Raw genomic sequence first — 15,196 nt, forward strand, 5'->3', positions numbered from 1 at the left:
AGCGCCTCAGCGAGCCGGTGGTGGCGGCAGCGACGTCTGTTCCGACTCGCCATTGAGCTTGGCCGTGATCTGGTCGTTGTCGCGGTCGATCGCCGTGCGCTCCAGCGGCCAGCGCATGACCTGGCCGGGCAGCACATAGCCCAGCAGGCCGGGATGGACGATGCGCGGCCGCTCCGGGCTACCCAGGGCGAGGTCGGCGATCTGCGCATAGCTGTTGCCGGTATTGCCTACTTCCACGCCGTTGCGACCGTCGTCCAGCCGCACCAGGCGGGCGTGCAGCTGCGGTGCCAGCCGGCTGCCAGCGCCGGGTTGCACGAATACCGGGATGGAATAGCGCAGCACGAACTGCATGCCTTCGGTGCGCGTGGCCAGATCGGGCACCTCGTCGACGATCAGCCGGTAGTACTGCTGCGCAGCCGGTGCGTCGGCCACGGCGCGCATGACCCGTACCAGCTGCTGCTGGCCGGCGGCCAACTCCTGCATCGGCGGCGTGGCCAGCAGATCTTCGGTGGGCAGCAGCTGTTCGTTGCCGTCCTGCTGCACCCAACGGAATACCCGGACCTGCAGCTTCACCGGCGAGGTGCCGCTGTTGGTCAACCACAGTTCGCCGGCGCGCTGGCGTGCCTCCAGCTGCAGGCTGGTGGGCGCGACCTGCAGGCTGGTCGCCGACGCCGCGGAGACCCAAAGCAGCAGGCTGAGAACGAGCAGCGCCACGCCGGTGGCGCGCCACGGGCGGGATCCGGCCATGCAGGCGTGCTCCATCAATAGGTGATCGTGGCGGTAACGGTATCCAGGTAGTTGCCGGTCGCAGCGTTGGCCGTGCTCAGGTTGAGGATCTGGCCGTAGACGATGTAGGGCACCGCCAGGCCGGTGCCGATACCGGCCTGGGTGTTGGTGCCCGTGGTGGCGCCCCACACCAGGGTATGCGCGGCATCCTGGTAGAGCTGGTAGCCCACGTAGTTGTTGGCCGTCACTGCTGCGTTGGTGTTCTTCATCCGCCGCGTGGTGACGTCATTGGCCGTACCGGCATTGGCACCGGCGTTGAGCGAGATGGTGTACGGGGTCAGCGCCGAACACTGTGCGGTTACGGTGCCCTGGCCCAGGGTCGGGGTGGCGGTGGTGGAGGCGGCGGTACCGAAGTCGACGTTGGTCGCGGCGGCCGCAGTGATGGTGCAGGCCTTGGTGACCACCAGGGTGACGTTGAACGTAGTGGTGTCGGCGGCGGCGGCCGGGCCAGCCACCAGCAGGGCCAGGGCCCAAGCCCAGGGGGAACGAACGGTGGATCGCATGGACAACCTCCCTGACCCGAAGGTCCGTTGAACAGCGCGAAGTCGGCACGTTCTGCGCCGATTTGACGACAGTGGGGCCAGCGTAGGCACCGCAAGTGTCTGTATTCCGTGAGAAACAGGCGATCGAAAGGGTGTGGCCCATCACGCTTTCACGTTCCTTGCCGGATCCGTGCATGCCCCGGATCGCCAGTTGGGTGGCGTTCGTTCAGATTGCGGCCGGATCGGCGATAATGGGAGCCATGAGCGTGAATATCAAAACCCCGCAGGAAATCGAGATGATGCGCATCGCCGGCCGCCTGGCCAGCGAAGTGCTCGACATCGTCACCCCCCACGTCAAGCCCGGTGTCACGACCGAGGAACTGGACCGCATCTGCCACGACCACATCGTGAACGTGCAGGGCGCCATTCCGGCCAACGTCGGCTACCGCGGCTTCCCCAAGACCGTGTGCACCTCGGTCAACAATGTCATCTGCCACGGCATTCCCAGCGAAGGGAAGGTCCTCAAGGATGGCGACATCATCAATATCGACGTCACCGTCATCAAGGACGGCTGGCATGGCGACACCAGCCGCATGTACTTCGTCGGCACCCCGTCGGTGATGGCCAAGCGCCTGGTCGACGCCACCTATGAAGCGATGTGGCGCGGCATCCGCGCGGTGCGTCCGGGCGCAACCCTGGGCGACGTCGGCCATGCGATCCAGAGCTACGCCGAAGGCGAGCGTTTCAGCGTGGTGCGCGAGTACTGCGGCCACGGCATCGGCAAGGTCTACCACGATGAACCGCAGGTGGTGCATTACGGCCGTCCGGGCCAGGGCCTGGTGCTGCAGCCGGGCATGACCTTCACCATCGAGCCGATGATCAACGAGGGCACCCGCTACAACAAGGTGCTGCCCGATGGCTGGACCGTGGTGACCAAGGACCGCAAGCTGTCGGCGCAGTGGGAGCACATGATCGCCGTCACCGAGACCGGCGTGGACGTGCTGACCCTGTCGCCGGGCGAGTCGCAGGTCTCCTGACGATGCTGCCGGCGAGTTCGCTGCTGGACACGCCGGCCGCGTCGCTCAACGACCCGGACTGGGCTGCTGCCGCGCGCGACGCGCTGCAGCAGGCCGATACGCGCCTGTACCGCCGCTTCGACCAGGGCGACAACATCGAGCGCCTGCTGGCATTGCGCGCGCGCGCGGCCGATCACCTGATCCGCCATGCGTGGCAGCGCTGCCTGCCGGCCGACAGTGGCCTGTCGCTGTTTGCGGTCGGTGGCTATGGGCGCGGTGAACTGTTCCCGCGCTCGGACATCGACCTGCTGGTGTTCGGCGATCCGCAGGCGCAGCTGGCCCATGAGGAAGCGCTCGCGCGCCTGTTCGCGCTGCTGTGGGATTGCGGCCTGGCGGTCAGCCACGCGGTGCGTTCGGGCGGGCAGTGCAGCGAGGCTGCGGCCGACCAGACCGTGCTGACGGCGTTGATCGAAGCGCGCCCGCTGATGGCCGATGAGGCGGCGCGGCGTGCGCTGCGTGCGGCAGTGGATGACCGCGAACTGTGGCCGCCGCGTGCGTTCTTCCTGGCCAAGCTGGAGGAACTGCGCAACCGCCACCAGCGTTTCGGCGACACCGCCGACAACTTGGAGCCGGACCTGAAGGATGGCCCCGGCGGCCTGCGCGATCTCAACACGCTGGGCTGGATGGCGCTGCGTGCGTTTGGCGTGCGCGATCTGGAAGCGCTGGTCGGCCTGGGCCACCTGGGCGCTGACGAGGCCGCGGCGCTGAAGCGCGAACGTGCGGTGCTGGCGCGACTGCGCTTCGGCCTGCACCTGGTGGCGCGACGCCCGGAAGAGCGCCTGCGCTTCGATTACCAGAAGACCCTGGCCGCGCGCCTGGGCTTTGAAGACGACGCCGAGAGCCTGGGCGTCGAGAAGATGATGCAGGGCTTCTACCGCGCCGCTTCGGTGGTGCGGCGGATCAGTGATCGTCTGCTGCAGCGTTTCGAGGAACAGTTCGATGGCGAGGCACAGCCTGAGCCGCTGACCGTGGGGTTCGCGCTGCGCCGTGGCTACCTGGCGGCCAACGATGCCGACTGGCCGAATGCTGACATCGGCCAGGTCTTCGCGCTGTTCGCCAGCTGGGCGAACAATCCGCAGATCCGTGGCCTGCATTCGTTGACTGCGCGCGCGCTGGCCGAATCGCTGCCGTTGCTGCCTGCCTATGACCAGGCAGACCCTGATGCGCGCGAACAGTTCATGGCCCTGCTGCGTGGCCAGCGCCCGGTCGACACGCTTTCGCGCATGGCGCGGCTGGGCGTGCTCGGGCAGTGGATTCCTGCATTTGCCCAGGTCAGCGGGCGCATGCAGTTTGACCTGTTCCATGTCTACACCGTCGACCAGCACACGCTGATGGTCCTGCGCAACATGGGGCTGTTTGCCAGCAGTCGCGCCGATGAACGTTTCTCCATAGCCCACGAAGTCTGGCCGCGCCTGCGCAAGCCCGAACTGCTGCTGCTGGCCGGCCTGTTCCACGACATCGCCAAGGGGCGCGGCGGCGATCATTCCGAACTGGGCGCGGTCGATGCACGGGCGTTCTGCCACGCGCAGGGGCTGAGTGGTTCGGATACCGAACTGGTGGCCTGGCTGGTCGAACAGCACCTGCGGATGTCGGTGACCGCGCAGAAGCAGGACATCGCCGATGCCGACGTGATCCATCGCTTCGCGACCCTGGTCGGCAGCCGCGACCGCCTGGATTACCTCTATCTGCTGACCTGCGCCGACATCGCCGGCACCAGCCCGAAGTTGTGGAACGCGTGGAAGGACCGGCTGCTGGCCGATCTGTATTTCGCTACCCGCCGCGCGCTGCGCGAGGGCCTGGAGCATCCGGTGCCGGCGGCCGAGCGCGTGGCCGAAGCGCGCGACAGCGTGCGTGCGCTGGTGCGCGAGCAGGGCTACGACGATGCCACCATCGACCGCCAGTTCGCGGTGATGCCTGACGAAGGTTTCATCCGCCTGCGCCCGGAACAGTTGGCCTGGCAGGCTGCCGCACTGGTGCCGATCAAGCAGGGCCAGACGCTGGTGAAGGTACGCCGGATCAGCGTTGACGACCCGGCGCTGGAAGTGTTCGTGCACTCGCCGGACCGTGATGGCCTGTTTGCCGCGATCGTGATGACCCTGGACCGCAAGGGTTACGGCATCCACCGCGCACGCGTGCTGGATGGTCCGTCCGAGACGATTTTCGATAATTTTGAAGTCAGCCCGGCCGATACGTTTGCCGATGGCAGCAGCGCCAACCTGGAAGCTGCACTGCGCGAGGCGCTCAGTGGCGACCTTGCGCGGCTGCGTCCCTCGCGCCGGGTGGTGCCACGGCAGCTGCGCCACTTCCGTTTCGCCCCACGCATCGAGTTCCGCGATGAACCCGGCGCGACCCGCTTTGCCCTGGTCGCGCCCGACCGCCCCGGCCTGCTGGCCGACGTGGCGTTCGTGCTGCGCAACCAGGGACTGCGCGTGCAGGACGCGCGCATTGCCACATTCGGCGAACGCGCCGAAGACACCTTCGTGATCAGTGACGAACACGACCTCCCCCTGACTGAATCCGCCCGGCAGCAGCTGCATGACGCAATGCTGGCCTGCCTGGACCCTGATCGAAACGCCGGAGACCCCGCCTGATGGCCACCAAGCCTGCAAAGAAGACTGCCGCGACTGCCAAGAGCGCTGCGGCCAGAAAGACTACTGCCGCTGCCCCGGCTGCGAAGAAAGCTGCACAACAGCCGAAGGCGGGCCAGACCGCAGCGGTGAAGAAGGCCGCCGTGCCGAAACAGGCTGCAGCGAAGAAGGCGCCGGCAAAGAAGGTCCCGGCCAAGACCGCCGAAGCTGCGCGCGCCGAGAACATCGCACGCAAGTCGCTGCGCAAGCCGGCCGGGCCGGGCGTGGAAGAACTGAAGTTCGGCATCGAAAGCGCCTTCGAGCGCCGCGCCACGCTGACCCTGCACGAACTGGAAGGCTCGACCCGGCCGCTGGTCAACCGCGTGATCGACGGCCTGGAAAGCGGCGAGTTCCGCGTCGCCGAACCCGATGGCCATGGTGGCTGGAAGGTCAACGAATGGCTGAAGAAGGCGGTGCTGCTGTATTTCCGCGTCAACGACATGGCCGTGGTCGATGCACGCCCGGCACCGTTCTGGGACAAGGTCGAATCGCGCTTTGCCGGCTATGACGAGGCGAAGTTCCGCCGTGGCGGCGTGCGCGTGGTGCCGGGTGCGATCGCCCGTCGCGGCACGTATTTCGGCAAGGACGTGGTGCTGATGCCGAGCTTCACCAACATCGGTGCCTACGTCGGCGAAGGCACCATGGTCGACACCTGGGCCACCGTCGGTTCCTGCGCGCAGATCGGCCAGCACTGCCACCTGTCCGGTGGTGCCGGCATCGGTGGCGTGCTCGAGCCGCTGCAGGCCAGCCCGACCATCATCGAAGACCATTGCTTCATCGGCGCGCGTTCGGAAGTGGTGGAAGGCGTGGTCGTCGGCCATCACAGCGTGATCGGCATGGGCGTGTTCCTCAGCCAGAGCACCCGCATCTACAACCGCGCCACCGGCGAAATCAGCTACGGCTACATTCCGCCGTACAGCGTGGTGGTGTCCGGCTCGCTGCCGAGCAAGGACGGTACCCACTCGCTGTACTGCGCGGTGATCGTCAAGCAGGTCGATGCCCGCACCCGCAGCAAGACCAGCGTCAACGACCTGCTGCGCGGCCTGGCCGACTGACGGGGCCGCACGCATGAGCACCATCGTCTACGGTCTGAAGAACTGCGATACCTGCAAGAAGGCGACCAAGTGGCTGGACCGCTTCGGCGTGCCGTACACCTTCGTCGACTACCGCGACAACAAACCCAGCCCGGAAACGCTGCTGGAATGGGCCGCCCAGCTGGGTGGCCTGGCGGCGATGGTCAACCGGTCCTCCACCACCTGGCGGCAGCTGCCGGACAACCGCAAGGCCGCCGATTCGGAGGCGGAATGGAAGCTGCTGCTGCGCGAGTACCCGCAGTTGATCAAGCGGCCGCTGGTGGTGACTGCCGACGGCAAGGTCAGCCAGGGTTTCAGCGACAACGGTTTCAAGGCGCGCTTCGGCGTGGGCGGCGCGTGAGCACCGTCCTCGACCTGGCCTGCGATCTGATTGCACGGCCGTCGGTGACCCCGGACGATGCCGGTTGCCAGGCGCTGATTGGTGAACGTCTGCAGGCGGCCGGTTTCACCTGTGAGCACCTGCGGCTGGGCGAGGTCGACAACCTGTGGGCCACGCACGGCAGCGGCGCGCCGGTGCTGGTCCTGCTGGGCCATACCGACGTGGTGCCGCCGGGCCCGCGCGAGGCGTGGCAGAGCGATCCGTTCGCGCCACAGATCCGCGATGGCGTGCTGTACGGGCGCGGCACCGCCGACATGAAGGGCAGCGTGGCCGCGTTCGTGATCGCTGCCGAACAGTTCGTTGCGGCCCATCCGCAGCACGCCGGCACGCTGGCGGTGCTGCTGACCAGCGATGAGGAAGGCGATGCGATCGATGGCGTGCGCCATGTCGCGCGGCTGTTCGCCGAGCGTGGCCAGCGCATCGACTGGTGCATCACCGGCGAGCCGTCCTCCACCGCCACGCTGGGTGACCTGCTGCGCGTGGGACGTCGCGGCAGCCTGTCGGCCAAGCTGCGCGTGCAGGGCGTGCAGGGCCACGTGGCCTACCCGGACAAGGCGCGCAATCCGATTCATCTTGCCGCGCCCATGCTGGCCGAACTGAGCGCACGGCGCTGGGACGAGGGCTATGAGAGCTTCCCGTCGACCAGCCTGCAGATCTCCAACATCCATGCCGGCACCGGTGCCAACAACGTGATTCCCGGTGAGCTGGAGGTGGATTTCAACATCCGCTACAACCCGCACTGGGATGCAGCGAAGCTGGAAGCGGACATCACTGCGCTGCTGGACCGCCATGGCCTGCAGTACACGCTGAAGTGGCACCGCAGTGGCGAGCCGTTCTACACCCCGGAAGGTACGTTGCGCGCAGCGGCGCGCGCGGTGCTGGCCGAGCACACCGGTCGCGCACCGGAAGAGAGCACCGGTGGTGGCACCTCCGATGCGCGCTTCATCGCACCCCTGGGCGCGCAGTGCATCGAAGTCGGCCCGGTCAACGCCAGCATCCACCAGGTGGATGAGAACGTGCGCGTGGACGAGCTGGAAGCATTGCCGGGGCTGTACCAGCGACTGGTCGAACGCCTGCTGGTGTGATCCGCGTCGCCGGGCATGGCCCGGCGCCACCGGGGTGAGCGTGCGGATGATCGTGGGTAGCGCCGGGCCATGCCCGGCGAGCGCAGCGGCGCGCGTTACTCCGAAAAACTGAAGAACGGCGGTTCGACCGCTTTCTTCCAGTAGCTCGGCGCCGCCATGTAGAACTGCTGTGCTTCCGCCTTGGCAAACCAGGCCGCAGCAGCGTCAGGGTTCTTTTCGACGCCCGGCGCACTGCGGCCCAGCAGCAGCCCGGCGAAGTACTGGCCGAACACATTGCCCTTCTCGCCGGCGCGCTGGTACAGCTGCAGCGCACGCGCCGGATCGCGTGGCAGTCCCACGCCCTTCTCCAGCAGCGCGCCCAGGTCCACCTGAGCTTCGGCATCGCCGCGCTCGGCGCGACGCTGGATCTGCGCAACCAGCGGATGCACGCTGTCGCCCTGCGCGGCCACCGCATCCGGCAGTCGCGACGATGAACTCGGGTAGCGCTGGTAGATCATTCCGCGCAGGTCCCAGCGCAGCGCCTGTTGCGCGTCGCCACGCTGGCGATAGGCCTTGGCGAGTTCGTAGAACGCATAGGGATTGCCGTGGTAGGCCGCCGCCAGATAGGCGCGTTCCCCACGCCGCCAGGACGCGCGCAGCACCGGCGCAGGGTTGATGTGGGGGCTGTCGGCATACTGCAGCGTGCCGGAGATCCAGATCCGGCCCAGGGCTTTTTCCGCCTTGGTGTTGTGGAAGGTCCAGGGGGTGACCGCTGCGGCACGCTCGTAATAGGCGATGGCACGCGGATCGTTGAAGCGCTCGAAGGTTTCCGCGGTATCAAAGGCCCCCTCGAAGCTGCCGTCGGTTCCGCGTTGTTCCAGGCTCTGCTGCTGAGCCGGCGGAAGGGGCGAGGGTGGGGGCAGGGTCTGGCAGGCGGCCAGGCCCAGGCAGATCAGGGCGGCCAGAGCCGCGTTGCGTCCGTTGCGGTGTTGCATTTCCATTGCACGTTTCATGGCGGGCCATTATGCGCTCTGCGGAGTGGTTGCCAACGCAACGGTTGCGCCGTGCCGGAAAGCGGGGTAGGGTCGATGCCATGTCGATCCGCCTGGCCACCGCCGTCAACAACACCAACCGCAATAATCTGCGTGCGAATAATCGTGCGCGGCCGATGCGGGACTGCGCCCTGGGTAGATAGACAGCAACATACGCCCGGACACCAGAAAACCCGCATCGGTCGATGCGGGTTTTTTTGTGCCCGGGCGCAGCCCCACCCGGGCCTGGATGGCCGGTCGAACACCTTCCCCCCGTGTACTTCCCCACAACAGGAGTTCCACCCATGTGTTCGATCTTCGGTATTTTCGGCCTGCAGGCCGGTGACGATCTTCCTTCCCTGCGCCGCCATGCGCTGGAGCTGTCGCAGCGCCAGCGTCATCGTGGCCCGGACTGGAGCGGTGTGTACCTGGACGAGGGCGCGCTGCTGGTGCACGAGCGCCTGGCCATCGTCGATCCGGCAGGCGGCTCGCAGCCGCTGCTGTCCGAAGACGGGCAGCTGGCGCTGGCGGTCAACGGCGAGATCTACAACCACCAGCAGCTCAAGGCCGGACTTGCCCAGGCCTATGCCTTCCAGACCGGCTCGGACTGCGAGGTGATCAACGCGCTGTACTGCCAGGGCGGGTCGCCGGCGCAGTGGCTGGAGCAGCTCAACGGCATCTTCGCTTTTGCTTTATGGGATCGCAGTGCGGGCCGTGTACTGATCGCGCGCGACCCGGTCGGCGTGGTGCCGCTGTACTGGGGCCATGATGCGCAGGGGCGGTTGCGCGTCGCCTCTGAAATGAAGGCGTTGGTCGATACCTGTGCCGACGTCGCCCAGTTCCCGCCTGGCCATTACTACGACAGCGCCAGCGGTGAGCTGGTGCGCTACTACCAACAGCCGTGGCGCGAGTACGACGACGTGCAGGGCCGCCCGGCCGATCTCGCCGAGCTGCGCCAGGCCTTCGAACATGCGGTCGAACGCCAGTTGATGAGTGACGTGCCGTACGGCGTGCTGCTGTCGGGCGGGCTGGATTCGTCGCTGGTTGCCGCCGTGGCAGCACGTTATGCGCGTCGTCGCATCGAAGATGGCGGGCAGAGCGAAGCGTGGTGGCCGCGCCTGCATTCGTTCGCCATCGGCCTGAAGGGCTCGCCGGATCTGGCCGCTGCTGCGGTGGCCGCCGAAGCACTGGGCACGGTCCACCACGGCTTCGAATACACCTTCGAAGAAGGCCTGGACGTGCTGCCGGAGGTGATCCGCCATATTGAAACCTACGACGTCACCACCATCCGCGCCTCCACGCCGATGTTCCTGCTGGCGCGCCGGATCAAGGCGATGGGGGTGAAGATGGTGCTGTCCGGCGAAGGCAGCGACGAGATCTTCGGCGGCTATCTGTACTTCCACAAGGCACCGGACGCGCGCGAATTCCACCAGGAACTGGTGCGCAAGCTCGACGCCCTGCACAACTACGATTGCCTGCGCGCCAACAAGTCGATGATGGCCTGGGGCGTGGAGCCGCGCGTGCCGTTCCTGGACCGCGAGTTCCTCGACGTGGCGATGCGATTCGATGCCGCGCACAAGATGGTCGGCGCCGGTTTTGGTGGTCGCCGCATCGAGAAGGCGGTACTGCGCGAAGCCTTCCAGGGCTACCTGCCGGACAGCATCCTGTGGCGGCAGAAAGAGCAGTTCAGCGATGGCGTCGGCTATGGCTGGATCGATGGCCTGAAGGCGCACGCCGAAGCACAGGTCAGCGACCGCGTGTTGGCTGCGGCCGACAAGCGCTTCCCGCACAACCCGCCGCAGACCAAGGAGGCGTACTACTACCGTCACCTGTTCGAGCAGTTCTTCCCCAGCCATGCGGCGGCTGAAACCGTGCCGGGCGGCAAGTCGATCGCCTGTTCCTCGCCGGCAGCGATCGCCTGGGATGCCAGCTTCGCCGCCGCCGCCGACCCATCGGGCCGCGCCATCGCCGGCGTGCACGAGCAGGCCCTGGCCTGATCGGCCGCGCCGAGCGGCAGCCACACGGGTAGCGCCGGGCCATGCCCGGCGAGCCCTGCAGCGCATGGGCGGCGAGGGACGTATCATCAGCCCCCTGCACATTGGGGAATGTTCATGGACGTACAGACCGGAGGTCCCGTGAGGCCGACGAAGTGGGCTTGGCGCTACCTGGTGTGGGCCGGCGTGCCGCTGCTGGTCGGCCTGCTGCTGGCGCGCTATGCGGGCCCCGGGCTGCCGACGGTGGCCAGCAAGGCCGAAGCCGTGGTCGGCAGTGACTGGGCACATCACCTGGCCTCGCCGCTCGGCCTGTTCCTGCTGCAGCTGCTGGTGCTGCTGCTGGTCGCCAAGGGCGCCGGTGCGCTGTTGAAGCGTTTCGGCCAGCCGGCCGTGATCGGCGAGATGGCCGCCGGCCTGATGATGGGGCCGCTGTTGCTGGGCAGCCTGCTGCCGCAGGTGCACGGTGCACTGTTCCCGGCCGCTTCGCTCGGGCCGCTGGGTATGCTCAGCCAGCTGGGTGTGCTGATGTTCCTGCTGGTGGCTGGTGCCGAACTGGATCTGGGCGCGCTGCGTGGGCGCCGTCGATTCGCCTTCACCGTCAGCCACGCAGGCATCGCGGTGCCGTTCGTGCTTGGTGTGGTCCTGGCCATCTGGCTGTACCCGCAGCATGGCCCGCAGGGCGTGGGTTTCACCGCGTTCGCGCTGTTCGTCGGTATTTCGATGAGCATCACCGCTTTCCCGGTGCTGCTGCGCATCCTCGCTGATCGCGGCATCACCCACACACCGCTGGGGCAGACCGCCATCGCCTGCGCGGCGCTGGGCGATGCTACCGCGTGGTGCCTGCTGGCGCTGATCGTGGCGGCAGCGCAGGCCACCGGCTGGTTGCCGGCCAGCCTCAACCTGCTGTGCGTGGTGGCGTTCATCGCGCTGATGCTGGGACTGGTGAAGCCGTGGTTCGCCCGCCAGACCATCGCGCCGGGTCGCGAAGGGCGCTGGCTGCTGGGCATCCTGCTGCTGTCGCTGGCCAGTGCGCTGGTCACCGAAGTGCTCGGCATCCATGCGCTGTTCGGCGCCTTCGCTGCAGGCGTGGCGGTGTCGTCCAACGCGCAGCTGCGGCACCTGCTGGTGGCCAGGGTCGAACCGTTCGCGGTGACGCTGCTGCTGCCGCTGTTCTTCGCCATGACCGGCCTGCGCATGCGCGCCGATGCGTTGCAGACCAGTGACATCGCGTTGTGCGTCGTGGTGATCGCCATGGCCACAGTGGGCAAGCTGCTGGGCACCTGGAGCGCGGCGCGCAGTACCGGCATGACCTCGCGCGAAGCGTGGCGACTGGGTGCACTGATGAATACCCGCGGGTTGATGGAGCTGATCGTGCTCAACCTGGGCTACGAGCTGGGCCTGCTTGGCGACCGCCTGTTTGCGGTGCTGGTGATCATGGCACTGGTGACCACTGCGATGACCGGGCCGCTGTTGAACCTGATCGAGCGCCGCAAGGCCTGACCCGGTCGCGCCCGGTGGCGGTGCAGGGCATCCCCCGCGGCCTGATGGCAGGGTAGTGCCGGCCGCTGGCCGGCAGCCACGCACACGCGGCGTGCATCATGCCGTGGCCGGCCAGCGCTATCGCGCCGGTAGCAGCGTCAACGTGTGCTGCGCCTTGCCGGGCAGGAACGGGGTGGGGCGGCCATGCACCCAGTCCTCATGTCCGGCGCCCCAGTACGGCGACAGCGGATGGCCGCTCTGCCCACCCGGCATGTGCACGATGCCATCGGCCTCGTGGCCGGGCGAGACCACCATGCGCTGCGAGGCGCCGAACGCCGGCGTCTGTACACGCGGCATGTCACGGTCGCCGGGCAGGGGATCGGCCGGCATGCACAACCAGCGGCTGGCGAAGGCGGGCAGGGCGCGCGCGACCGGATGGCAGATCGCTGCGGTATTGCGCTCGCCCCAGATGCGGTGCGCCAGCGGCCCCTGCGCGGACAGCTCCGCTTCGGTACGGCGCGCCGCATCGGCCAGCAGCGCATCCCAGTTCGTGTACGCGGGCGGCAGCAGGTTGGCCGGGCGCTGCTGCAGCATCGGCCAGGCCACGCCTTCCAGCTGCGCCAGTCGCGGTGCCAGGAAATCCTCGCCCAGCGGTGCCCGGGCCGGTGCCAGCAGCGCATCGGTCAACGTGTCGAGTACCTGTGTGCGGAACTCGCGCACCACCCGGTAGCTGACCGAATCGATCGCGGCGCGACCCTCCCAATGGCTGCTGACCGTGCCCAACCGCTTCAGTGCCGGATCGTCGCTGTGTTCGACCACCTGGTGCAGCAGCACCCACCAGCGCTGCAGGAACACCGCGCGGTCGTCGAGCTGGATCGCCAGCAGGTCGTGCTCGTCGAAATGCTCCTGCGTGGCCAGCAGGTCGCGGATCTGCCGTCCGCGTGCGCCGAGGTCGTAGCCACCATTGCCGACCGTGGCCAGCGTCGCCTCGTCCACCACGCGGCTGTTGGCCGTCCACAGCCGATGCGAGGCGGGGTCGACCAGGCTCGGCGCGGCGTCGCTGCGGATCGGCCACGGCGCGCAGCCCGGGTTGCGGTGATTGTCATTGAAGCCCAGCGGTGTACAGCCCGGGCCACGGTCAGGCCGCGCGCCGATCAGGCGCCACGCGATACGCCCGCTGCGGTCGCCGATCACCAGATTCTGCGCGGGAATGCCGGCATGGTCGGCAATCTGCAGGGCCTGGTCCAGATCGGCGGCCCGTGCCATGTCGGCGAAGTCCATGCGCACCGCGCCCGGCAACTGCGCGACCCAGCGCAGGGCGTCGCCTCTGCCATCGGCGTGGGTGTGCAGGATCGGTCCCCACGCGGTTTCGCGTACCGGGAAACGCACGTCGGCACCGCCGGCCACGACGATCCGTTCCTCGTGCACGGTCACTGCAGCGTCCGCTGGCTCGGTGCGGAAGTCGGCAGTGTCGATGTAGCTGTTGGTGAAGCCCCAGGCCACGTGGCCGTTGCTGCCGACGATCACCGCCGGCACGCCCGGCAGCGAGAATCCGCTGACGTCGACCTGGCCACCCGCAGCCTGTGGATCGGGGTAGCGCAGGCGCACACGGAACCACAGGCTGGGGGCGCGCAGGCCCAGGTGCATGTCGTCGGCGACGATCGCACGGCCATCGGCGGTCAGCGCGCCGGCCACGGCGAAATTGTTGCTGCCGACCGCGTCGGCATCCTCGGCAGCCGCGCCGGTCGCGGCCTTCAGCGTGCGCAGGTCCAGCTGGCTGGCATCAGGCAGGGGGGCGTTGCCACGGGCAGCGCCGACCAGCGGCGCATCCCACTCGCTGCCGTCGTGCGCCAGCAGCGCATGCAGTGCCGGTGGCACCACCGCGCGGATGCGCTCCAGGGCGAGTTCGGACTGGTTGCTGGGGTCCTGCAGGTCGGCGTACATGGCCAGGCCTGCCAGCACGCTGTCGCTGGCCTGCCACGGTTGGGGCGCCTGCCGCAGCAGCAGGTAGGCCCATGGCCGTACCGCCAGGCTGCCCAGGCCCTGGTTGACCCCGTCCACATAGGCGCGCACGGCCGCAGGGTCGCTGCCCAGTGCGTCCTGCAGATGGGCCTCGGTGCGCGCGCGCAGGCGGTGTACGCGCATGCGCTTGTCGGCTTCGATCGCCTTCGCTCCGAACAGGGCGGACAGTTCACCCGCGGCACTGCGCCGCATCAGGTCCATTTCGAAATAACGTTCCTGCGCGTGAACACGGCCGAGCGCCCGCAGGGCATCAGCCTTGTTGCCGGCGGTGATGGTGACCACCCCCAGCGCATCGCGCTCCACGGTCACCTTGGTGGCCAGCCCGGGCAACGGGCGCTCGCCGTCCAGTTCGGCCAGGCTGCCGCGCAGCAGCAACCACAGGACCAGCACCGCGAGCAGCACGATTGCCACCAGCACACCCAGAATCCACCGCCACGTACGACGCATTACAGGTCCTTTCCGAGCAGGTCGGCCGATTGTAGCCGCAGGCGCAACTGCGACTGATTCCGATTAGATCACCGTATTTCCAGATGGGGCACCATGGGCGCCATCGATTCACAGGAGCTCCCCCCATGAAAGGCAACCCGGACGTCATCGCCTGCCTGAAGGAACTGCTGCGCGGCGAACTCGCCGCCCGCGACCAGTACTTCATCCACTCCCGCCGCTACGAGGACCAGGGCCTGTTCGCGCTGTACGAACGCCTGAACCACGAGATGGAGGAAGAGACCCAGCATGCCGACGCGCTGTTGCGCCGGATCCTGTTCCTGGGCGGCGACCCGGACATGCGCCCGCATGCCACCGAGCCCGGCAAGACCGTGGAGGAGATGCTGCGCAAGGACCTGGACACCGAATACGCGGTGCGCAACAACCTCGCCGCCGGCATGAAGCTGTGCGAGGAGAAGGGCGACTACGTGAGCCGCGACATGCTGCTGGCGCAGTTGAAGGACACCGAGGAAGACCACGCCTGGTGGCTGGAGCAGCAGCTGGGCCTGATCAAGCGCATCGGCCTGGAGCTGTACCAGCTGAGCAAGATCGACGGCAGCGGCGCCCCGGCGCACTGACCCCGATTGTCGTAGCGCCGGGTCATGCCCGGCTCTACCAGGAGCGCAAAGCAACGTCGCCCGCCAGCACCGGAGCACCGCCAGCCAGCCATCGCCCGCCA

At 67.9% G+C, this 15,196-nt stretch carries 12 protein-coding genes; 8 read left to right on the forward strand and 4 right to left on the reverse strand.

All coding sequences use genetic code 11. The annotated features are described in order from the left end of the window. Positions 1-6 precede the first annotated feature (6 nt). Together BW38_RS13260 and BW38_RS13255 are read right to left on the reverse strand one after the other, a co-directional pair. Positions 7-762 carry a molecular chaperone gene (locus tag BW38_RS13260; protein ID WP_032975799.1) on the reverse strand — a complete coding sequence of 252 codons (756 nt, stop codon included), beginning with the start codon at positions 760-762 and terminating at the stop codon, positions 7-9. Next, positions 762-1,289 carry a spore coat U domain-containing protein gene (locus BW38_RS13255; RefSeq protein WP_025877648.1) on the reverse strand — a complete coding sequence of 176 codons (528 nt, stop codon included), beginning with the start codon at positions 1,287-1,289 and terminating at the stop codon, positions 762-764. The genes BW38_RS13260 and BW38_RS13255 overlap by 1 nt, the downstream gene beginning before the upstream one ends. Positions 1,290-1,462: 173 nt before the next feature. Here BW38_RS13255 and map point away from each other — a divergent pair, with 173 nt between their 5' ends. From map to dapE, 5 genes are read left to right on the forward strand one after another with little or no spacing between them, the layout of a single operon-like run. Beyond that, positions 1,463-2,305 carry a type I methionyl aminopeptidase gene (map, locus tag BW38_RS13250; protein ID WP_080277585.1) on the forward strand — a complete coding sequence of 281 codons (843 nt, stop codon included), beginning with the start codon at positions 1,463-1,465 and terminating at the stop codon, positions 2,303-2,305. A gap of 2 nt (positions 2,306-2,307) precedes the next feature. Further along, positions 2,308-4,935 (forward strand): [protein-PII] uridylyltransferase, encoded by a 2,628-nt coding sequence (locus BW38_RS13245; RefSeq protein WP_032975800.1) that lies wholly within the window; start codon positions 2,308-2,310, stop codon positions 4,933-4,935. Beyond that, complete coding sequence (gene dapD / locus BW38_RS13240) at positions 4,935-6,026, forward strand: 2,3,4,5-tetrahydropyridine-2,6-dicarboxylate N-succinyltransferase (RefSeq protein ID WP_025877642.1); 1,092 nt, start codon at positions 4,935-4,937, stop codon at positions 6,024-6,026. Before BW38_RS13245 ends, dapD begins: the two co-directional genes overlap by 1 nt. Positions 6,027-6,039: 13 nt before the next feature. Then, positions 6,040-6,405, forward strand: coding sequence for an arsenate reductase (locus BW38_RS13235; RefSeq protein ID WP_032975801.1), 366 nt, complete (start codon positions 6,040-6,042; stop codon positions 6,403-6,405). Next, positions 6,402-7,529, forward strand: a complete 1,128-nt coding sequence (gene dapE / locus BW38_RS13230; protein ID WP_032975804.1) for a succinyl-diaminopimelate desuccinylase — start codon at positions 6,402-6,404, stop codon at positions 7,527-7,529. Before BW38_RS13235 ends, dapE begins: the two co-directional genes overlap by 4 nt. Before the next feature lie 95 nt (positions 7,530-7,624). Here dapE and BW38_RS13225 read toward each other — a convergent pair whose 3' ends face one another. Then, positions 7,625-8,503 carry an SEL1-like repeat protein gene (locus BW38_RS13225; protein ID WP_032975819.1) on the reverse strand — a complete coding sequence of 293 codons (879 nt, stop codon included), beginning with the start codon at positions 8,501-8,503 and terminating at the stop codon, positions 7,625-7,627. Between the two features lie 341 nt (positions 8,504-8,844). Here BW38_RS13225 and asnB point away from each other — a divergent pair, with 341 nt between their 5' ends. Both asnB and BW38_RS13215 read left to right on the forward strand, forming a co-directional pair. Further along, positions 8,845-10,536, forward strand: coding sequence for an asparagine synthase B (gene asnB / locus BW38_RS13220; protein WP_032975805.1), 1,692 nt, complete (start codon positions 8,845-8,847; stop codon positions 10,534-10,536). Positions 10,537-10,644: 108 nt separating this feature from the next. Further along, positions 10,645-12,033, forward strand: a complete 1,389-nt coding sequence (locus tag BW38_RS13215; RefSeq protein ID WP_032975806.1) for a cation:proton antiporter — start codon at positions 10,645-10,647, stop codon at positions 12,031-12,033. Positions 12,034-12,150: 117 nt separating this feature from the next. On the opposite strand, the gene BW38_RS13210 is transcribed toward BW38_RS13215, so the two are convergent. After that, positions 12,151-14,481 carry a penicillin acylase family protein gene (locus BW38_RS13210; RefSeq protein WP_032975807.1) on the reverse strand — a complete coding sequence of 777 codons (2,331 nt, stop codon included), beginning with the start codon at positions 14,479-14,481 and terminating at the stop codon, positions 12,151-12,153. Between the two features lie 125 nt (positions 14,482-14,606). On the opposite strand from BW38_RS13210, the gene bfr reads away from it, so the two are divergent. Continuing rightward, the gene (gene bfr, locus BW38_RS13205; protein ID WP_025877631.1) at positions 14,607-15,095 is read left to right on the forward strand and encodes a bacterioferritin; all 489 of its coding nucleotides are present in this window, start codon (positions 14,607-14,609) and stop codon (positions 15,093-15,095) included. Positions 15,096-15,196 lie beyond the last annotated feature (101 nt).

This window comes from Stenotrophomonas sp. RIT309, assembly GCF_000632045.1.
Classification (GTDB): domain Bacteria; phylum Pseudomonadota; class Gammaproteobacteria; order Xanthomonadales; family Xanthomonadaceae; genus Stenotrophomonas; species Stenotrophomonas indicatrix.